20 protein-coding genes are annotated in these 18151 nt (G+C 69.3%); 10 read left to right on the forward strand and 10 right to left on the reverse strand.

Going from position 1 to position 18151, the window contains the following annotated elements:
- Positions 1 to 164 precede the first annotated feature (164 nt).
- Positions 165 to 1397 carry a cysteine--1-D-myo-inosityl 2-amino-2-deoxy-alpha-D-glucopyranoside ligase gene (mshC, locus tag ACLJOO_RS30430; protein ID WP_410790941.1) on the reverse strand — a complete coding sequence of 411 codons (1233 nt, stop codon included), beginning with the start codon at positions 1395 to 1397 and terminating at the stop codon, positions 165 to 167.
- Between the two features lie 102 nt (positions 1398 to 1499).
- Here mshC and ACLJOO_RS30435 point away from each other — a divergent pair, with 102 nt between their 5' ends.
- Positions 1500 to 2198 (forward strand): DUF6882 domain-containing protein, encoded by a 699-nt coding sequence (locus tag ACLJOO_RS30435; RefSeq protein WP_410790942.1) that lies wholly within the window; start codon positions 1500 to 1502, stop codon positions 2196 to 2198.
- Here the strand turns inward: ACLJOO_RS30435 and ACLJOO_RS30440 are convergent.
- The 3 genes from ACLJOO_RS30440 to ACLJOO_RS30450 are packed head-to-tail and all read right to left on the reverse strand — an operon-like array spanning position 2195 to position 4270.
- The gene (locus ACLJOO_RS30440) at positions 2195 to 2989 is read right to left on the reverse strand and encodes an SCO1664 family protein (RefSeq protein WP_410790943.1); all 795 of its coding nucleotides are present in this window, start codon (positions 2987 to 2989) and stop codon (positions 2195 to 2197) included. The genes ACLJOO_RS30435 and ACLJOO_RS30440 overlap by 4 nt on opposite strands.
- A complete protein-coding gene (locus ACLJOO_RS30445) occupies positions 2986 to 3561 on the reverse strand; it encodes a DUF3090 family protein (RefSeq protein ID WP_327635101.1) in 576 nt (191 codons plus the stop codon). Before ACLJOO_RS30445 ends, ACLJOO_RS30440 begins: the two co-directional genes overlap by 4 nt.
- Before the next feature lie 13 nt (positions 3562 to 3574).
- Complete coding sequence (locus ACLJOO_RS30450; RefSeq protein ID WP_410790944.1) at positions 3575 to 4270, reverse strand: histidine phosphatase family protein; 696 nt, start codon at positions 4268 to 4270, stop codon at positions 3575 to 3577.
- A gap of 48 nt (positions 4271 to 4318) precedes the next feature.
- On the opposite strand from ACLJOO_RS30450, the gene corA reads away from it, so the two are divergent.
- Positions 4319 to 5290 carry a magnesium/cobalt transporter CorA gene (gene corA / locus ACLJOO_RS30455; RefSeq protein WP_410790945.1) on the forward strand — a complete coding sequence of 324 codons (972 nt, stop codon included), beginning with the start codon at positions 4319 to 4321 and terminating at the stop codon, positions 5288 to 5290.
- Here the strand turns inward: corA and ACLJOO_RS30460 are convergent.
- Both ACLJOO_RS30460 and ACLJOO_RS30465 read right to left on the reverse strand, forming a co-directional pair.
- The gene (locus tag ACLJOO_RS30460; protein ID WP_410790946.1) at positions 5287 to 6114 is read right to left on the reverse strand and encodes an undecaprenyl-diphosphate phosphatase; all 828 of its coding nucleotides are present in this window, start codon (positions 6112 to 6114) and stop codon (positions 5287 to 5289) included. The genes corA and ACLJOO_RS30460 overlap by 4 nt on opposite strands.
- Entirely contained in the window at positions 6114 to 7166 is a 1053-nt protein-coding gene (locus ACLJOO_RS30465) for an LLM class F420-dependent oxidoreductase (protein ID WP_410790947.1), read from the reverse strand. Before ACLJOO_RS30465 ends, ACLJOO_RS30460 begins: the two co-directional genes overlap by 1 nt.
- A 51-nt stretch (positions 7167 to 7217) precedes the next feature.
- Here ACLJOO_RS30465 and ACLJOO_RS30470 point away from each other — a divergent pair, with 51 nt between their 5' ends.
- Positions 7218 to 8159, forward strand: a complete 942-nt coding sequence (locus ACLJOO_RS30470) for an aldo/keto reductase (protein WP_410790948.1) — start codon at positions 7218 to 7220, stop codon at positions 8157 to 8159.
- A gap of 33 nt (positions 8160 to 8192) precedes the next feature.
- Positions 8193 to 8378, forward strand: a complete 186-nt coding sequence (locus ACLJOO_RS30475) for a DUF5703 family protein (RefSeq protein WP_130385444.1) — start codon at positions 8193 to 8195, stop codon at positions 8376 to 8378.
- Here the strand turns inward: ACLJOO_RS30475 and ACLJOO_RS30480 are convergent.
- Complete coding sequence (locus ACLJOO_RS30480) at positions 8353 to 9378, reverse strand: LuxR C-terminal-related transcriptional regulator (RefSeq protein ID WP_410790949.1); 1026 nt, start codon at positions 9376 to 9378, stop codon at positions 8353 to 8355. The two genes, ACLJOO_RS30475 and ACLJOO_RS30480, sit on opposite strands and share 26 nt — an antisense overlap.
- 10 nt (positions 9379 to 9388) lie before the next feature.
- A complete protein-coding gene (locus ACLJOO_RS30485; RefSeq protein WP_410790950.1) occupies positions 9389 to 9820 on the reverse strand; it encodes an ester cyclase in 432 nt (143 codons plus the stop codon).
- Between the two features lie 96 nt (positions 9821 to 9916).
- On the opposite strand from ACLJOO_RS30485, the gene ACLJOO_RS30490 reads away from it, so the two are divergent.
- From ACLJOO_RS30490 to ACLJOO_RS30500, 3 genes are read left to right on the forward strand one after another with little or no spacing between them, the layout of a single operon-like run.
- Positions 9917 to 10381 carry a MarR family winged helix-turn-helix transcriptional regulator gene (locus ACLJOO_RS30490; RefSeq protein ID WP_410790951.1) on the forward strand — a complete coding sequence of 155 codons (465 nt, stop codon included), beginning with the start codon at positions 9917 to 9919 and terminating at the stop codon, positions 10379 to 10381.
- On the forward strand, positions 10378 to 11238 hold the full coding sequence (locus ACLJOO_RS30495) for an ABC transporter ATP-binding protein (RefSeq protein ID WP_410790953.1): 861 nt from the start codon (positions 10378 to 10380) through the stop codon (positions 11236 to 11238). Before ACLJOO_RS30490 ends, ACLJOO_RS30495 begins: the two co-directional genes overlap by 4 nt.
- Positions 11198 to 12016, forward strand: a complete 819-nt coding sequence (locus ACLJOO_RS30500; RefSeq protein ID WP_131338467.1) for an ABC transporter permease — start codon at positions 11198 to 11200, stop codon at positions 12014 to 12016. The genes ACLJOO_RS30495 and ACLJOO_RS30500 overlap by 41 nt, the downstream gene beginning before the upstream one ends.
- Positions 12017 to 12028: 12 nt before the next feature.
- Here ACLJOO_RS30500 and ACLJOO_RS30505 read toward each other — a convergent pair whose 3' ends face one another.
- The gene (locus ACLJOO_RS30505; protein WP_410790954.1) at positions 12029 to 12769 is read right to left on the reverse strand and encodes an N-acetyltransferase; all 741 of its coding nucleotides are present in this window, start codon (positions 12767 to 12769) and stop codon (positions 12029 to 12031) included.
- On the reverse strand, positions 12729 to 13934 hold the full coding sequence (locus tag ACLJOO_RS30510) for an MFS transporter (protein WP_410790955.1): 1206 nt from the start codon (positions 13932 to 13934) through the stop codon (positions 12729 to 12731). Before ACLJOO_RS30510 ends, ACLJOO_RS30505 begins: the two co-directional genes overlap by 41 nt.
- A 73-nt stretch (positions 13935 to 14007) precedes the next feature.
- Here ACLJOO_RS30510 and ACLJOO_RS30515 point away from each other — a divergent pair, with 73 nt between their 5' ends.
- From ACLJOO_RS30515 to ACLJOO_RS30525, 3 genes are all read left to right on the forward strand, one after another.
- Positions 14008 to 14868, forward strand: coding sequence for a LysR family transcriptional regulator (locus tag ACLJOO_RS30515; RefSeq protein ID WP_410790956.1), 861 nt, complete (start codon positions 14008 to 14010; stop codon positions 14866 to 14868).
- Positions 14869 to 14932: 64 nt separating this feature from the next.
- Positions 14933 to 15574 (forward strand): lysoplasmalogenase family protein, encoded by a 642-nt coding sequence (locus ACLJOO_RS30520; protein WP_410790958.1) that lies wholly within the window; start codon positions 14933 to 14935, stop codon positions 15572 to 15574.
- Positions 15575 to 15607: 33 nt separating this feature from the next.
- The gene (locus tag ACLJOO_RS30525) at positions 15608 to 18049 is read left to right on the forward strand and encodes a glycosyl hydrolase (protein ID WP_410790959.1); all 2442 of its coding nucleotides are present in this window, start codon (positions 15608 to 15610) and stop codon (positions 18047 to 18049) included.
- Positions 18050 to 18151 lie beyond the last annotated feature (102 nt).

An 18151-nucleotide genomic window follows, 5' to 3' on the forward strand; every position in this document is an offset into this window, starting at 1 on the left:
CAAAGACACCCCGTCCGGCCTGCCCCGCGCACGCCGCGCCACCAAACCCCTACCCTCGACCAGTTAACACAACCCGCTGTCCGACATGTCCCTTCACACCCTGTCCGACATGTCCCTTCACATCACATGCCGAATCGGGCACAAGATCCTCCCCAAGTCTTCGACTAGAGCTTCACGCCCAGCAGCGCATCGCAGGCCTGGGCGATCAGTGCAGGCGCCTCCGAGTCGGTGCCGTCGGTTGCCGCCCACTCGTCGAGGGCCGCCAGCGCGCCGGCCGAGTCCAGGTCATTGGTCAACGCCGCCCGTACGGCGTCCACGACGGCCGCACCGTCCGGCCCGGCGTCCCGCGCCACGCCCGCACGCCACCGCTCGAGGCGTGCCTGCCCGTCGGTCAGGTCGGACTCTTCCCAGAACCAGTCGGTCCGGTAGTGGTGGGTGAGCAGCGCGAGCCGGATCGCCATCGGGTCCGCGCCCGCGAGCCGCTCCTTCGACACCAGCACCAGGTTGCCCTTGGACTTCGACATCTTCTCGCCGTCGAGCCCGACCATCGCCTGATGCACATAGGCGCGCGCGAACGGGTGCTCCCCGGTCGCGACCTGGGCGCCGCTCGCGGACATCTCGTGGTGCGGGAAGATCAGGTCCGTCCCGCCGCCCTGGACGTCGAACGACATCCCGAGGTACTTCAGCGCGATCGCCGAACACTCCACGTGCCACCCCGGCCGTCCACGCCCGAGCGCCGAGTCCCACGCCGGCTCCCCCGGCCGTTCGTGCCGCCACAGCAGACTGTCCAGCGGGTCCTGTTTGCCCTCGCGGTCCGGGTCGCCGCCGCGCTCCGCGAACAGCTCGCGCATCGTGTCGCGGTCGTAGTTGGACACGCCGCCGAACGCCGGGTCGGCCTTCACGGCGAAGTACAGGTCGCCGTCGACGGAGTACACCGCGTCGGCGCGGCGCAGGTCCTCGACCGCGCTCGCGACCAGGTCGATCGACTCGACGACGCCGATGTAGTGCTGCGGCGGAATCACCCGCAGCGCGGTCATGTCGTCGCGGAACAGCTGGATCTCCCGCGCCGCGAGGTCGGTCCACTCGACGCCGGTCGCGGTCGCGCGCTCCAGCAGCGGGTCGTCCACGTCGGTGATGTTCTGGGTGTACGAGACGTCGTACCCGGCGTCGCGCCAGAGGCGGTTGATCAGGTCGAACGTGACGTACGTCGCGGCGTGGCCCATGTGGGTGGCGTCGTACGGCGTGATGCCGCACACGTACATGCGGGCGGTCCCGCCGTCTGTTGACGACACGGTCGGCGGCACCTCGACCAGGCCGCGCGAGGCGGTGTCGTAAAGGCGTAGCCGCCGGGCGGGCCCGGGTACGACCGGGATGTCTGGTTGAGTCCACGCCTGCATGTGTCGGAGCTTATGCCAGTCCGATTTTCAATGACGCGACACGGTTCCACTCCGTGGTCCGGGAGCCGGGTGTGCACCCGGCTGCGGATAGCCTCGCGAGCGATGAGTACAGACTTCAGCCCCGAGCTCCAGTCGTACGGCGGCTGGATCGCGGCGGCCGCGATCCAGCAGCAGGACCTGTTCAACGAGGTGGTCGGCCCGGACTCGCTGCAGGCCGATCTCGACGCGCGGACGCTCGGCGGCGAGCGCGGCGTACTGCACGGGATCTCGCTGCTCGGCAGCTTCTCCGAACTCGACCGGACCTGGCTGTGGGGCTGGGCGAACCCGGGCTTCGGGCCGGACGCGCCCGCGGTCGCCTCGACGCTCGCGATCCGCGAGTTCGGTGAGCGGCACCGGATCGGCGAGTTCACCGCCGAGAGCCCGGATCTGAGCGGCTTCGAGCAGCCGGCCCAGGCGGCAATCACGCTCGCGATCACCGCCGGCTCGGTCCTCGGCGGTCGAGGTGTCTGGTCGACTGCGATCAACGAGGGCCGCGGGCACGTGTACCTGCACATCGCCGACGAGCAGCTGCCCCAGGCCGGGTTCGACGCGATCGCCACGCCGCGCCTGCTGATGACCGCGATCAGCGTCTTCCCCGCCGATCACCGGCAGGTCGTCCGCGGCTACTTCCACCACTTCGGCCTGCAGTACGACGAGGGCCCGGACGCGATCCGCAGTACGGCGCCCAACGGCGGCCCGATCGTCGTCGAGTTCGACGAACTGGGCCGGGTCGGCAACGTCAGCGTGCAGGGGAGACCTTAGAACGCGGGCCAGGGAATCGCGGGCCAGTCGTCGCTCGGATACGGGAAGGTCCCGGTCTTGAGGAGTGTCGAGCAGCGTTCCCGGGTCGCGGTCAGTTCGACGGCGGTGACGAGCTCACACAGTTGTTGCCCGAGGCCACCGGCCAGCTGATCCGCGAGCCGCCGTACGTCGTCCAGCAGGCCGGCCGGGATCGGTTCACCGGCCCAGCCCCACAGGACCGTGCGGAGCTTGTCGTCGGCGTTGAACGTGACACCGTGATCCACGCCGTACACCCGGCCGTCGCCCGGGTTCAGCACGTGGCCGCCCTTGCGGTCGGCATTGTTGACCACGGCATCGAACACGGCCATCCGCCGCAACGCGTCGTTGTCGGCGTGCACGAGCGTGACCGGGTTGTGGCGGCCGTCGAGCGCGTCCAGGACGCCGACCCACCCGTCGGGCACGCGGCCTTGCGGGACGATGTCGACCAGCTCGGTCTCCCCCGGTCCGAGCTCGGCCTCGTCGATCCACAGCTGGACCATGCCTTCACCGAGCGGCCCGTCGCGCAGCAGCGTCGGCGGCACGACCGACCAGCCGAGCGCCTCGGACACGACGTACGCCGCGAACTCGCGCTGGGCGAGCGTGCCGTCGGGGAAATCCCACAGCGGCCGCTCCCCCTCGATCGGCTTGTAGACGACGGTCGCGGTCTCGCCGGCCAGGCTGACCGAACCCTGGTAGGTGCCGTTCGACGCGGCGACCAGGCGACCGTGCAGTGACAGCTCCCCCAACGCGAGCAGCTCGGGATCGATCGTCATTCGGGCAGATGCCTGCGGTAGCCGTTGGCCCGCGGGCAGATGTGGCCGTCGGCGTCGATCGGCCGGCCGCAGAACGGGCAGCTCGGGCGTCCGGACGCGACCAGCGCGACCGCCCGCCGGGCGAACGCGCGGGCCTGCTCCTCGGTGATCCGGACGATGAACACCTCGGCGTCGTCGGACTCCATCGCGGCGGTGACCGGGTCGGTCTCTTCCAGGTCGGCCTGCTCGCCGGTGACGACCGCGAACACCTCGATCACCACCCGCTCGGCGTCGGCCTCCCACGCCAGGGTCATGGTGCCGGCCCGGAACTCCTCCTCGATCGGCTGCTCGAGCGGCGCGGTGTCGTCACTCGCGGTCTGCGCGACCGGGTCGCGGTCGAAGCGCCGGGCGACCTCGTCCAGCATCACGTCGAGCCGCTCCGCGAGCGCCATCACCTGTTCCTTCTCGCACGCCACCGACGTCAGCCGTTGCCCGGCCCGGGCCTGCAGGAAGAACGTCCTCGCACCGGGTTCCCCCACGGTGCCGGCGACGAACCGCTCGGGGTCGTCGAAGGAGTGCACAACTCGCGCCATACCTAAGACCCTATTACCGTCCGCCGACGACCGCGTCCGAGGACTGCTTCTTGGGCTTGCCTTTCGCTGACGGCTTAGGGATCAGCGACGCCAGCTCGCTGCCGGAGTCGTTCAGGCGGACCAGGAACGGGCGGGTCGCGGTGTAGGTGATGATCGTCGTGGACGCGGTGTCGACGACGATCCGCTGGAACGTGTCCAGGTGCTGACCGAGCGCGTCCGCGACGATCGCCTTGATCACGTCGCCGTGCGAGACCGCGACCCAGATCGCGCCGGGCCCGTGGCTTTTCGCGAGCTCCGCGTCGTGCGCCCGGACGGCGTCGACTGCGCGCTGCTGCATCCCCCGCATCGACTCGCCGCCCGGGAACGTGACGGCGGACGGGTGCTGCTGTACCACGGCCCACAGCGGGTCCTTCGCCAGCGTGGCGATCTTCTGCCCGGTCCAGTCGCCGTACCCGCACTCGGTCAGCCGGCGATCCGTTGCCGGACGCAACCCGGTGTGGTGTTTCGCGATCGCGGCGGCGGTCTGCTTGCAGCGCTCGAGCGGGGAGGTGACGATCGCGGCCAGCGGCAGTTCGGCGAGCCGCTCGGCGACCGCCGCGGCCTGCTGTACGCCGGCGTCGTCGAGCTTCACGCCCGGCGTACGACCTGCCAGCGTGCCGGACGTGTTCGCGGAACTACGACCGTGGCGAACGAGAATCACGGTGGGCATGGACTGCACGTTATCCGGTCTGACCAAGTCGTGGTCCATGATGGGGGTGTGATCGTGGACTGCGGGGTGTACGCCGCCGGGGAGCGGCAGGACCTGCCCAAGGACCCCGAGACCGTTGCCCGGGCCATCGAGGACACCGGCGACAGCTTCGGCTGGATCGGGCTGCACGAGCCGTCGGACGCCGAGATGGAGCGGGTGCAGCGGCTGTTCGGGCTGCACGATCTCGCCATCGAGGACGCGCTGCAGATCCACCAGCGGCCCAAGGTGGAACGGTTCGGTGACACGTTCCTCGTCGTACTGCGGACGCTCTGGTACGTCGACGAGGGCGACGACGTCGAGACCGGTCAGGTGACCGCCTTCGTCGGACCCAGGTACGTCGTCACCGTACGGCACGGGGAAGGCGGCGAACTCGCCACCACCCGGCACGAACTCGAGGACCGCGCCTCGATGCTCGGGCACGGCCCGGCCGCCGTGCTGTGGGCGATCTGCGACGCGATCGTGGACCAGTACGAGACCGTTGCCGAACAGGTCGAGGTCGACGTCGACGAGATCGAGTCGTCGGTGTTCTCCCCCGAGCGGACCAGCGACGCAGAGCGGATCTACCGGCTGAAGCGCGAGGTGCTGGAGATGCGCCGCGCGATCGACCCGTTGCGGGAGCCGATGGAGCAGTTCGCGCACGGAGTCGCCGGGCTCGGCCCGAAGGCGAGCCCGTTCTTCCGCGACGTCGCCGACCACCTCAGCAGGGTCTCCGACCAGGCCGAGTCGATCGACACGCTGCTCACATCCGCCCTGAACGCGCACCTCGCCCGCGTCTCGGTCCAGCAGAACGACGACATGCGCAAGATCTCCGCCTGGGTCGCGATCGCCGCCGTACCGACCATGCTGGCCGGCATCTACGGCATGAACTTCGACAACATGCCGGAGCTCCGCTGGCACTTCGGGTACTACGCGATCCTGCTGGTGATGGCGGTCGCCTGCACCACCATGTACCGCTTCTTCCGCAAGGTCGGCTGGCTCTAGGTCGCGGTGATCGTGCTGGTGGACAGCAGGATGATCAGCACGATGCCGAGCAGGACGCGGTAGAACGCGAAGATCTCGGTCGAGTGCTTGGCGACGAAACGCAGCAGCCAGGCGACGGACGCGTACGCGACCACGAAGCTGACGACCGTGCCGACGATCAGCGGTACGACGCCGACGTCGCCGTTGAGCGCGTCCTTCAACTCGTAGATGCCCGCCCCGACCAGGGCCGGAATGCCCAGGAGGAACGCGATCCGGGTCGCGGCGACCCGATCGAGACCGCAGAACAGGCCGGCCGAGATCGTCGCACCGGACCGGGACACACCCGGGATCAGCGCGAGGCACTGCACGACGCCCATCACGACCGCGTCGATCAGCGTGATGCGGGTCAGCGGCCGCGACTTCGAACTCAGCCGCTCGGCCGCGACCATCACCACCGACCATCCGATCAGGGCGCCCGCCACCCACCACAGGCTCCGTAGCGGCCCCGAGATCAGGTCCCGCGCCAGGAAGCCGACGATCACGATCGGCAGCGAGCCGACGATCACGTACCAGCCCATCCGGTGGTCGAACTCGCCGCGGTACTCCGGCTTCGCGAGCCCGCGGACCCAGGCGATCGCGATCCGCTTGATGTCCTTCCAGAAGTACAGCACCACCGCCGCGATCGCGCCGATCTGGATCACCGCGGTGAACCCGGTGATCGACGGGTCGTCGATCTTCAGCCCGAGCATCTTCGACACGATCGTCAGGTGCCCGGTGCTGGAGACCGGCAGGAATTCGGTCAGGCCCTCGACGATGCCGAGGATGATGGAGTCCCAGATCGTCATCAGTTGCCGGCTCCGGAGAGCTCCAGAGCCTCGGCGGCGGTCCGCAGGTCGGCGATCCGCTGCTCGACGGTCGGCGCGAACGGCGTCAGCGCGACCGTCGTCGCCCCGGCCTCGGCGTACGCCGTGAGCTTGTCCGCGATCCGCGCCTTGTCACCGAGCAGCGAGATCGAGTCCAGGAAGCCGAACGGTACGGCGGCCATCGCCTCGCGGTGCTTCTTGTCCAGGTAGAGGTCCTGGATCTCCTTCGCCTCCTCGGCGTACCCCATCCGGACCGCGAGCGCGTTGTAGAAGTTCTTCTCACGGCTGCCCATGCCGCCGATGTACAAGGCGGCGTACCCGCGGACCGGGTCGGCCGCCGCCTGGAGGTCGTCACCGGTCATCAGCGGGGTGGTGACGACGACGTCGAAACCGTCGAGGTCCTGCTGACGGACGGCACGGCCCGTCTTGATGTGATTCAACTGCTCTCCAAGGAAGCCTGGGTCGTTGAGGATCCCGAGCCAGCCGTCGGCGATCTCACCGGCCAGCTCGAGGTTCTTCGGGCCGACCGCGGCAAGGTACACCGGCACGTGGTCGCGGATCGGCCGCACGGTCAGTTTCAGCGCCTTGCCCGGCCCGTCGGGCAGCGGCAGGGTGAAGTACTTGCCCTCGTACGTCACCGTCTCGCGCCGTAGGGCCGCGTTCACGATGTCAACGTACTCACGGGTCCTGAGCAGAGGCTGAGAGAACCGCACGCCGTGCCAGCCCTCCGACACCTGCGGCCCGGACACGCCGAGACCGAGCCGGAACCGGCCGTTCGACAGCCGGTCCAGGGTGGCCGCCGTCATCGCGGTCATCGCCGGCGTCCGGGCCGGGATCTGGAAGACCGCGGCGCCGACGTCGATCGTCGTGGTCTGCGCGGCGATCCAGCTGAGCAGCGTGGCGGCGTCCGAGCCGTACGCCTCCGCGGCCCAGGTGACCGAGAATCCGAGTGCCTCGGCCTCCTTCACCAGCCTCAGGTGGTCCAGATGGTCGTCGCCGCCGTAGACGAAGCCGATGTTGAGTCCGAGTCGCATGACTGGCGAGCCTAGCGAGCCGTTGTCGGTGGGCCGCAATAGGCTCGGTACATGCAGCAGCGCTATCTCGGTCACAGTGGACTGGCGGTGAGCCGACTCGGGCTGGGCACCATGTCGTGGGGCCGGGACACCGACGAGCACGAGGCGCGCGAGCAGCTCGCCGCGTTCGTGTCCGCCGGCGGCACGCTCATCGACACCGCCGCGGCGTACGGCGACGGCGACAGCGAGCAGCTGATCGGGTCGCTGATCGGCGACGTGGTGGACCGCGACGACCTCGTGATCGCGACCAAGGCCGGGTTCAGCGTCCGGCGGGGCGAGCGGGTCACCGACACCTCCCGCGGCGCGCTGCTGCGCGATCTCGAGGGCTCGCTGCGCCGGATGAACATCGACCACATCGACCTCTGGCAACTGCACACCTGGTCCGACGACGTGCCGCTGGAGGAGACGCTCTCCGCGCTCGACCACGCCGTCAGCTCCGGCAAGGTGCGGTACGTCGGGGTTTCGAACTACGCCGGCTGGAAGGCTGCTCGCGCCGTCACCTGGCAGCAGGCCTGGCCGGGCCGCGCGGTCCCGGTCGCCAACCAGGTCGAGTACTCGCTGCTCGCCCGCGACGCCGAACTGGACGCGATCCGCGCGGCCGCCGGCCTCGGGATCGGGGTCCTCGCCTGGTCGCCGCTCGGCCGGGGCGTGCTGACCGGGAAGTACCGGACAGGCATCCCGGCGGACTCCCGGGCGGCGTCTCAGCATCTGTCCAGATTCGTCGACCCCTACCTCGACGCGCGGGCTTCGGGCATCGTGGAAGCGGTCGCACGAGCCGCCGACGGGCTCGGCTGGACCCCGCTCGAGGTCGCGCTGACCTGGGTGCGGGACCGGCCGGGAGTGTCGGCGGCCATCGTCGGGGCCCGCACGGCACTGCAATTGAAGTCGGTACTGGGTGTGGAGGAGCTCACATTGCCGCCCGCCATCGCAGCGGCACTGGAGGATGTTTCGTAAGTGGACCCTGTTGAATTTTCAGGGGAGGTGTGAATGGCAGAGTACGAATTACAGCAGTTCGAGGTGTCCAGGACGGAGTCCCGCGGTGCGGTGCGCAAGCTACTCACCGAGCACGCGGAGTACGGCGGGTGGGAGCTTGCCCGTCTGCGTCGCTATCCCGACGGTTCACGCCGCGTGTGGCTGCGGCGCCGCATCATCCGCGTGATGCGGACCCTCTGAGCAGGACAGTTACCAATTCCCGTCGGCTGCCGACGCCGACTTTGTCGTACGACGCCCGTACATGCTCCTGCACGGTGTGCGGGGACAGGCACAACCGCTCGACGATCTGCCGCGTCGAGTAGCCGCGCAGCAACAACTCGGTCACCCGCTGCTGAGCCGGCGTCAGACCGTGCAGATCGAGCAGCAGGGATCCCAGCTGCGCCGGCGTCACCGGCTCGATCACGACCGCTGTCTGTCCGTTCTCACCCAACCTGGACGCCTGCAACTCGAGCCACGCGCCTCGACGCGTCCTGACCTTCAGCCGAGCGGTCGTCCGGTCGGCCTGCATCCGAGCACCCACCGCCCGCACCGCAACCGGCAACTCGCCCGCCGAGCCGAGTTCGTCGAGCCAGTACTCCCCCTCATCACTCACCGAGTCCACCCGCAGCCCCGCATCCAACACCACAACCCCAGCCCCAACTCCGGCCTGGCCGGGCACCATCGGGCCGGCACGCAGGGCGCGGCGTAGGCCGTCGCCCAGGTGTGGTGCCAGTCGGCGTACCAGTTGAATCTCGTGCTCGGCGAACCCTGCCTCAGCGTTCTCGCGGTGCAGGCACAGCACGCCCCAACACCGACCGTTCGACATCAACGCGGCGCGCAACTCGTCCCCAAGTCCGAGCGGTCGCATCACCTCGACGTACCGCGGACTGCTCCCCCAGTCGCCTCGCGTCGCCTCACCGAGCGACCGCACCGCGTCCGGCCCACCGGCGAGTACGGCGAACTTGTTCACGTCGTCCTGCCCGAACTCGTTCGCCATGAACTGCTCGGTCACCGCACCGAGCGGTTCGTCGGCCACCGCCGACGTGAACAGCACGGTCGCCGGATCCACCGTCGCGAAGAACGCCGCGTCGACTGTCAGCACACCCCGCAGCCGCGCGAGCACCTCGGACCGCAGCTGATCGGCGTCCAGCCCCGCGTAACAGCGCTGGATCAGCACCTCGAGGCGATCCCCCACCCCCATGCTCGTGATGCTACGCCGGTACGACGCCGAGTTGTCTGAGCAGACCGAGATCGTCGAGCCGTCCCCAGCGCTCCACGATCAGGCCGTCGCGGAGCCGGAAGATGTTGATCCCCGGCAGGCTGATCGGCTTCCCGCTCGCCGGCACCCCCATCACCTCGCCGCGGTGCGTCCCGCCGGCCGTGAACCGCTCGACGACGAGGTCGCCCTCCGCGATCAGCTCGTGCAGCTCACTGCGCCAGTCCGGGAACGCGGCACGCATCATGCCGCCGACCGTCCGCATGCCCTCGCGGTCGGCAGTGACGCCGAACGGCGGGTCGTGGTTGACGAAGTCCTCGGCCAGGTAGGTGTCCACCGCACCGAGATCCCCCTTGGTGAACAGACTGTCGATGAAGTCCTTCACGACGGCCTTGTTGCGCTCTCCTGAACTCGCGGTTGTACTCATGCCACCGATCGTCGGCGCGACCCTGGCCGCCCGGTACCCCGATTAGTTGGGGTTCTCCCCGGTGAAATATCTCTGCAACAGAGGTATTCTGTCGCTGTGACCGAGGTTCTCGCCGAGGAACTGCTGGCGGCGATCGGGCTGGTGCGGCGGCACCTGCGCCGATCCGTCGGGCGACCGTTCCCGTTGTCCGCACTCACCGACTCGCAGGCCGAACTGGTCCGGACCGTCCGCCGCAACCCGGGCATCTCGGTCGCCGAGGCCGCGGCCGAGCTCGGCCTGGTCGCGAACACCGTGTCGACCCTCGTCGGCCAGCTCACCGAGCGCGGTCTGCTGCAGCGCACCCCCGACGAGTCCGATCGCCGGGTCGCGCGGCTGACGCTGACAGAGCCGGCCCGCGAACAGGTCGAGGCCTGGCGCGATCGCCGTACGGCGCTGGTCACCCGGACGCTCGACGATCTGACGGCGGACGACCGTGAGGCGTTGAGATCCGCCCTGCCGATTCTCACTGGACTCGCGGAGCGCCTGCATCCCGAAGAACAGCTGACGAAGGAGCACGTATGAGTGCGGAACCCGCAGCCGAACCGGAACGCGGTGCGGCTGGTGTGGAGCCTGCGGGCACGCCGGCGGTGTCAGTTTCCGGGTTGAGTCACCGATTCGGCGACCACCTGGCGGTCGACGATCTCGACCTGACCATCTCCCCCGGCGAATGCTTCGGTCTCCTCGGCCCCAACGGCGCTGGCAAGACGACAACACTGCGGGTGCTCAACACGCTCTACCCACCCCAGTCCGGCTCGGTCCGCGTCTTCGGTCTCGACGTCCACACCGCTGCGATGTCGGTACGGCGCCTGCTCGGGTACGTCCCGCAGCAGCTGTCCATCGAGGGAGCGCTCTCCGGACGAGAGAACGTTTCCTGGTTCGCGCGGCTGTTCGACGTACCGCGGCGTGAACGAGCCGCGCGGGTGGCCGAGGTTCTGGAGATCGTCGACCTCACCGACGCGGCCGACCGGCTCGCCTCGACGTACTCCGGCGGCATGGTGCGACGGCTCGAACTCGCGCAGGCGCTCGTCAACCGGCCCGCGCTGCTCGTGCTGGACGAGCCGACGGTCGGGCTCGATCCGGTGGCGCGGGACTCGGTGTGGGCGCGGGTGCAGGAGATGCAGGAGCGGTACGGGATGACCGTGCTGCTGACCACGCACTACATGGAGGAGGCCGACATCCTCTGCGACCGGGTTGCGTTGATGCACCTCGGCCGGCTCCGCGCCGTCGGTACGCCGAACGAGCTGAAGGCCGAGCTCGGTCCGGACGCGAGCCTCGAGGACGTGTTCCGGCGCCACACCGGCGAGAGTCTCGAAGGTCAGGCGAAGGGAGGCCTGCGCGATGTCCGTGGCACCCGCCGCACCGCCCAGCGCATGGGTTGATTCGCGGCCGCGAGCCGTGCTCCGGCTGTTCTCCAGGATCGGAACGTTCTGCCTCATCGAGTTACAGAAGCTCCGGCACGACCGGACCGAGCTGATCACGCGAGCAATCCAGCCGGTCCTGTGGCTGGTCATCTTCGGCCAGACATTCAGCCGGATCCGGGCGATCCCGACCGGCGACGTGCCGTACCTGGACTATCTCGCGCCCGGGATCATCGCGCAGTCGGCGCTGTTCGTGGCCATCTTCTACGGGATCCAGATCATCTGGGAACGTGACGCCGGGATTCTCACGAAGTTGCTGGTCACGCCGTCCCCGCGTTCCGCACTGGTCGCCGGAAAGGCGTTCGCCGCCGGCGTCCGGACGATCTCCCAGGCGATCGTCGTTCTGATCGTCGCAGCACTGCTCGGCGTCAGTCTCACCTGGAATCCGCTGAAGTTGCTCGCCGTTCTCGCGGTCGTGGTCCTCGGCGCCGCGTTCTTCTCCTGTCTCTCGATGACGATCGCGGGCCTGGTCCTGCGCCGCGATCGCCTGATGGGCATCGGCCAGGCGATCACGATGCCGCTGTTCTTCGCGTCCAACGCGCTCTACCCGGTCGACATCATGCCCGGCTGGCTCCGCGCTCTCTCCCACGCCAACCCCCTCACCTACGAGGTCAGCGCCCTCCGCGGCTTACTCATCGGCCAACCCACCAACTACCTCCTCGACTTCACCGTCCTGATCGTCGCCGCCATCGCCGGCATCTGCGCGGCTGCCGCTCTGATGGGACGCCTGGCGCGGTAGAGCCCAACGCATTCAGAGGTCGTGGCGGACCCAGACATTCGGTTCTACGTACACCGCGTGGTTGTGCTCGACGTCTACGTGGACGGGGACGAGAGCTTTGGGTACGACGACGTCGCCGGTGGTGTCGAACGGGAGGCCGGTCCAGCGGCGCCACTCGTCCAGGCTGCCCGCGATCACCATCGAGCGCGGGGCGACCTGGACGATCGTGGCGCCGGCCTTCACGTGGACGCGCAGCCACGGGTCCTGCGGCAGACCGTCGGGCCGGAGTTGCTCGACGTACTCCGTCATCGGCTGATGTGCGTCGGTCTTGCCGTTCGGGCGGACCGGGGCGTAGAGAGCGGAGAGGCCTTTCGCCTTCACGGCCTGGCGCATCGCGGCGAGCATGGCGTGCGAGAGGCCGCGGCCGAGGTGCGACGGCCGGATCAGGATCTCCAGGGCGCTCGAGACGTTCGGCGTACGGTCGTTGCGGAGATCGTGGAAACCCCAGAGCAGCACGCGATCCCAGCCGCCGGCCGGCAGGTCGGTGCGGTTCTCGTCCGGGAACACGAACGGGATACTCCGGCCGTGCGCGATCAGCTCGCCGTTCTCGGTCGCGACCACGCACTGGTCCGGGAAGTGCACCGGGACCTGACCCATGAACGCGTTTCCGATCGGGTCGTTGTGCATGAACGCCGGCCACGCGTCGGCGAACTCGTACATCCGCTCCAGGTACTCAGGCCGCTCGGCCAAGGTGGTGATCGCGATCTCGGACATGACCAGCAGTGTGGCACCGAAGCAGGACCAGTACGGCGACGATCGCGGTGACGAGGCCCGATCCGATCAGCGCGATCTCGGCTCCGAGAGCGCCGATGATCGGTCCTCCGGCGAGCAGGCCCGCCGCGCTCCCCGCGTTCACGACGACGCTCTGCCCGGAGAGCAACGCGCGTCGCTCGGCGCCGGCCGACGACCGGGTGATGAGAACGGAGATCGCCGCGATCCCGATCACCACGGTCACCCCCGACAACGCGCCCATCACGGCGACCACGGGCGGCGTCGTCCACACCCCCATTCCGACCCAGCACAGCCCGCTCCAGGCCCACGCCATCGACGCGGTCACCACCGGCCGGGTACGCCGTACCACTGCCAACGACACCGCGGTCCCGACGAGCGACCCCACGCCGTACCCCGTCATTCCCGCGGCCAGGTAGATCCCCGGTTGCCCGCGCTCCTCCCCCAGCACCGACAGCCCCAACGTGAACGCGAACCAGGTAACGCATCCCGTTCCCCGGACCACCCAGCCGTACGCGATCTCGGGCCGTCCGCGCAGACTCCCGCGGATCGACGGCGTCACCGCCATTTCCGGGGCGCGCTCGGCCCGGACACTGCACGCCAGCAACCCGGCGCCGGCAACTGTTGCGGCCTCGACCCACAGCAACCCGTTCGTCAGCCCGGTCGACACCGCCAGCGCACCGACGGTCGGGCCGACCATCATCCCCAGTCGTCGTAGTCCGTCCTGCCAGGTCAGCAGCTGCACCGCCCGACCCTCACCCCATCGGTCGCCGGTGTCGGCGAGCAATGCCGACCTCCCCGGATTCGACAGCGCGTCGCCGCACCCGAGCAGTAGCCCGCTCATGATCAGCAACTCCGGAGACAGGATCCCCAAGCCGGCCGCCGCCGGTACCGACGCCAACGCGATCGCGGACACCAGCGCCACGACAGCGAGCCGCGGTCCCGAGTCCACCCACTGTCGCGCATTGCGAGCCCACCACGGCGACAGGAGCACGGGCACCCCAGCCGCACCGGCCACGAGTCCAGTCGCCGCCACCGATCCCGTTTCCCGGAGGATCACCAGCGGCAGCGCGACCTGAGAAATCCGGAACGCGAAGTCCGCCGTACCGCTTCCCGCCAGCAACGCCAACGCTTCGGATCTCGCCTTCACACCTTGAATTCTTGGCGTTTCCCGCGGCCTCAGGTAGTCAGCACGGCTTGTCCGCATGCCATAGGCTTAGCCTATGGCCTCATTACCCTCGGTCGAGGACCTGCGGCTCGTTCAGGCCGTCACCCGGACCGGCGCTGTCGGGACCGCGGCCCGCGAACTCCGCATCTCCCAGCCCTCGGCGTCCCAACGCCTCGCCCGGCTCGAACGCCTCTGCGGCACCAAACTCTTCGAACGCGACACCCGCGGCGCCCGCCCCACCCCGGCCGGCGCCGAACTCGGCCGCCGCGCCGACCACATCCTCGGCCACCTCGAGGAGGTGTACGACGCCACGCGCGCGGCCGCCGTCACGCAGCGCCTCGTGATCGGTACATTCGCCAGCCTCGCGCCGATCCTGTTCCCCGTCCTCGACGCCGACCTTCCCGACCTGGAGATCCAGCAGCAGGTCGACCACGGCCACTTCCTGGTCGAACGCGTCGCCGAAGGCACCATGGACGCGGCCTTCATCGCGATCGCCGACCAGATGACGCTCCCCCGCGGCACCGTCGCCCGCCGCGTCGGCCGCGACGAACTCGTCCTGTTCGTCCCACCCGGCGCCCGCCCACCCGGCCGCGGCCGCCGGCCCTTGAAAGATCGCCAGATCGCGTTTTCCACGTACGACCGCGGCGCCGAAGACGTCCACTCCCGCCTGGCCGCCCAAGGCGCGATCCCACGCCGCGGCGTCACCCTCAGCACCACCGTCGCCATGGCCCGCCGCAGCTCCCACCTGGCCCTCGTCCCCCGCAGCGCCCTGGCCACCGAACTCCGCCCCGGCGAACACCTCACCCCCGCCCCCTTCCACTACCGCCTCACCCTCTCGGTCGTCACCACCCCCACCCCGCCCAAGCCCTTGATCACCCACCTCCCCCACCTCCGCGCCACCCTCAACCTCTCGTAGCCCCTGGTTGAACTTGCCGTGAACAGCGGTGAGTCGCGGCGTCGGATGTTGCAGACTCGGCCGCATGAGGCTGGGACAGCTGGCGCGTGGGCGCCGGGTACTGGCGGGGTTCTGGGGCGCAACCGTCGTACAGGTCGCGGCGATCGTCGTCGACGCCAAGATCCTCAAGCAGACCAGCAAGGTGACATTGATGCCACTGCTCTGGCAGTGGTCGCGAACGCAGGACGCCCCGCCGCTCCTCCAGGCGGCACTGCTCGCATCGGCCGCCGGTGACCTCCTCCTGGAGACCGATCTCCAGCTCGCCGGCATGGCAGCGTTCGCAGCGGCACACGCCTGCTATCTCGCCGTGTTCCTCAGCGATCCAGCGCAACGATCCTGGCGGGTGCTCGCGGCGTACGCAGCCCTGTGGGCCGCCCTCATCGCCATCCTCTCGCCCGGACTCGGCAGCCAACGCGTCCCCGTCGCCGCCTACGCACTGTTGCTCACAGCAACCGCAGTCGCGTCCCGCTGGCACAACTCGCGCAGCGGCCTCGGTGGAGCGCTCTTTCTCGTTTCCGACGCGCTCATCGCACTCCGCCTCGCCGGCCGCGACTTCCCCGGCCGGGGAGCGCTCACCATGTCGACGTACGCCGTCGGCCAGTACCTGCTGACCTCGGGCGTCACCACTACGCAGGACGATCTGACCGGTACTGGTCATCGCCGTTGACCGCAGGTCGCTGCCCGCGGTGGGGTGAACAGCATGGCGACCGTCGACGACGTACGACGACAGTTCCGGAACCCGCCGCCCGAGGGGCGGCCGATGATGCGTTGGTGGTGGTTCGGACCGTCCATCGACCGAGACGAAATCGACCGCGAGCTGGAAGCGATGGCTGCCGCCGGGCTCGGCGGCGCGGAGGTCGCGTTCGTCTACCCGATGGGACCGGTGACCGCGCCGTTCGGATCGCCCGAGTTCCTCGAACTGGTCGAGCACGCCGCGCGGACCGCGCGACGGCTCGGATTGCGGTTCGACGTGACGCTCGGGAGCGGGTGGTCGTACGGCGGTCCGCACATCGGTCCCTCGCTGGCTGCGCGGCAGTTGCACTGGGACCGTCGCGAGATCGGCGCCGCGGCGTACGACGTACCGATCGTGGCCGCCTGGCCCGGTGACGAGTTCGTCGCGGCGTACGTCGGCGACGGGTCGGGCGGCGCGCCGTCGTCGTACGTCGAGGTACCGGCGAACGACGGGATCATCCACGTACCGGCCGGGGGTCAGCCGCGCGAAGTTCTGATCGCGACATCCCGCGTGACCGGTCAGCAGGTGAAGCGGACTGCGGCGGGAGCCGAGGGACTCACGCTCGACCACTACTCGGCCGCCGCCGCGAACGAGCACATCAAGAAGGTCGCCGAGCCCTTGCTGCTCGCGGCCACGCCGGAGCTGCTCGGTTCCGTGTTCTGCGACAGCCTCGAGGTGTACGGCGGGGACTGGACGCCGACGATCTTCGACGAGTTCGAGAAACGGCGCGGGTACGAGCTGCGGCCGCGGCTCTACGAGCTACTCGTGGACACCGAGGGCTCGCGGCAGCTGCGGATCGACTTCGGGCGGACGCTGTCGGAGCTGTACGAGGACAACTTCCTGAAGGTATTCCAGCAATGGGCATTCGGGTACGGCGTACCGTTCCGGATCCAGAGCTACGGTGAGCCGCCGGCGACGATGAGCAGCTACCGGCACGCCGACATGTTCGAAGGCGAAGGCTGGGGATGGACGCGCATCCCCGAGACCCGGTGGGCGTCGTCGGCCGCGAACATCTACGGCCGTTCGGTCGTGTCAGCCGAGGTGTGGACGTGGGTCCACTCCCCCTCGTTCCGCGCCACGCCTCTGGATCTCCAGGGCGAGGCCCACGAACACTTCCTCTCCGGCGTCAACCAGCTCATCGGCCACGGCTGGCCCTACTCGCCGTCCGACGGGCCCGGGCTCGGGTGGATCTTCTACGCCGCAGGCGCACTAGACGACCGGAACCCATGGTGGCCGTCAGCAACCGCTCTCTTCCGTTCTCTCCACCGCCTCTCCTGGCTGCTCCAGCAGGGCACGCCGGTCCGGCCCGTGAAGATCTACGTCCCGGCCTCCGACGCGTACGCCGCCGTACCCGCGGGGCACGCCGAGCCGCTGAACCTCTACCGCGTCGTCCGCCGGCTGATCCCAGAGAGCGCTCCCCGGATGATCCGGGAGGCGGGACTCGACTTCGACCTGATCGACGACGACGCGCTCGAGGTACTCGATCCCGCTGACGCGCCGCTGGTCGTCGTACCCGAAGGAACCACGACACCGCCGGAAACCCAGCGCTGGCTGGATGCTGTTGTCGCGGCCGGCGGAAAGGTGATCGCCGACGTCGGCACCCTCGCTGACCACCTCCCGTCCCCGCCGCTCTCTCCCCAACAGGACGTAGGCGTGGTCCACCGGCGCCTGGACGACGGCGACTTCTACTTCGTCGCCAACACCGGCCCCGAGATCCGCACCCTCACCCTCGACCAGCCGCTGGAACACTGGAGTGCGCTCTCTGACGACGCTCCAGTCACCCGCACCATCACCTTGCACCCCTACGAGTCAGCCGTCCTGCTCCCAACCACCACGGCTGAGGCGGCCGCTCCAGCCGATGAACAGGTCACCCCGCTTCAGGACGGCTGGTCGGTTGCCTTTGGCAATGACAGCCGCCGCCCGGTCACGCTCCCGCACCGCTGGGAGGACGACCCGGCGCTGACGACCTACTCCGGCTCCGCGACATACCGCACCGAGATCGAACTCCCGGACACCACAGACCGTCTGCTCGTCGACTTCGGCCCCGGTGAGCCGGTCGCGCCCGACAGCGAGCCCTACCTCCCCGACAACTCCTACCGCGCGCTCATCACCCCGCCGGTCGGGGTCGCCGCCGACATCTGGCTCAACGACACCCACTGCGGTTCACTCTGGGCGCCGCCGTACCAGGTCGACCTCACACCCGCCGCGCGACCGGGCGTGAACGAGCTGCGCGTCGTCGTACACAACACCGCCGCGAACGCGCTCTCCGCCGATCACCACCTGCTCGGCGCAGCCGCAGACGCCACGGCCCGCTACGGGCGCCGCTTCGACCTCCAACACATCGAACACGCCACCGACTACCTCAACTCCGGCCTACTGACGGTGCCAAGGATCATCCGTCAGGCCTGACCGAAGAGCCGGTCGACTTCCGCTGATCCGGGTCCGGCACTGGCATTTCGCGCGCAGACGTACCACGCTCGGAGTAGGAACTCCCTGGACGAAGGTGAGTGG

It is taken from the genome of Kribbella sp. C-35 (assembly GCF_046549195.1).
GTDB lineage: Bacteria > Actinomycetota > Actinomycetes > Propionibacteriales > Kribbellaceae > Kribbella.

Coding starts and splice junctions, on each gene's coding strand:
- ACLJOO_RS30485 (WP_410790950.1), bottom strand. CDS start 9,820: ATGAGTACAACCGCGAGTTCAGGAGAGCGCAACAAGGCCGTCGTGAAG.
- ACLJOO_RS30445 (WP_327635101.1), bottom strand. CDS start 3,561: ATGGCGCGAGTTGTGCACTCCTTCGACGACCCCGAGCGGTTCGTCGCC.
- ACLJOO_RS30450 (WP_410790944.1), bottom strand. CDS start 4,270: ATGCCCACCGTGATTCTCGTTCGCCACGGTCGTAGTTCCGCGAACACG.
- ACLJOO_RS30480 (WP_410790949.1), bottom strand. CDS start 9,378: ATGGGGGTGGGGGATCGCCTCGAGGTGCTGATCCAGCGCTGTTACGCG.
- ACLJOO_RS30460 (WP_410790946.1), bottom strand. CDS start 6,114: ATGACGATCTGGGACTCCATCATCCTCGGCATCGTCGAGGGCCTGACC.
- ACLJOO_RS30470 (WP_410790948.1), top strand. CDS start 7,218: ATGCAGCAGCGCTATCTCGGTCACAGTGGACTGGCGGTGAGCCGACTC.
- ACLJOO_RS30465 (WP_410790947.1), bottom strand. CDS start 7,166: ATGCGACTCGGACTCAACATCGGCTTCGTCTACGGCGGCGACGACCAT.
- ACLJOO_RS30440 (WP_410790943.1), bottom strand. CDS start 2,989: ATGACGATCGATCCCGAGCTGCTCGCGTTGGGGGAGCTGTCACTGCAC.
- ACLJOO_RS30520 (WP_410790958.1), top strand. CDS start 14,933: ATGAGGCTGGGACAGCTGGCGCGTGGGCGCCGGGTACTGGCGGGGTTC.
- ACLJOO_RS30515 (WP_410790956.1), top strand. CDS start 14,008: ATGGCCTCATTACCCTCGGTCGAGGACCTGCGGCTCGTTCAGGCCGTC.
- ACLJOO_RS30435 (WP_410790942.1), top strand. CDS start 1,500: ATGAGTACAGACTTCAGCCCCGAGCTCCAGTCGTACGGCGGCTGGATC.
- ACLJOO_RS30525 (WP_410790959.1), top strand. CDS start 15,608: ATGGCGACCGTCGACGACGTACGACGACAGTTCCGGAACCCGCCGCCC.
- mshC (WP_410790941.1), bottom strand. CDS start 1,397: ATGCAGGCGTGGACTCAACCAGACATCCCGGTCGTACCCGGGCCCGCC.
- ACLJOO_RS30475 (WP_130385444.1), top strand. CDS start 8,193: ATGGCAGAGTACGAATTACAGCAGTTCGAGGTGTCCAGGACGGAGTCC.
- ACLJOO_RS30505 (WP_410790954.1), bottom strand. CDS start 12,769: ATGTCCGAGATCGCGATCACCACCTTGGCCGAGCGGCCTGAGTACCTG.
- ACLJOO_RS30495 (WP_410790953.1), top strand. CDS start 10,378: ATGAGTGCGGAACCCGCAGCCGAACCGGAACGCGGTGCGGCTGGTGTG.
- ACLJOO_RS30500 (WP_131338467.1), top strand. CDS start 11,198: ATGTCCGTGGCACCCGCCGCACCGCCCAGCGCATGGGTTGATTCGCGG.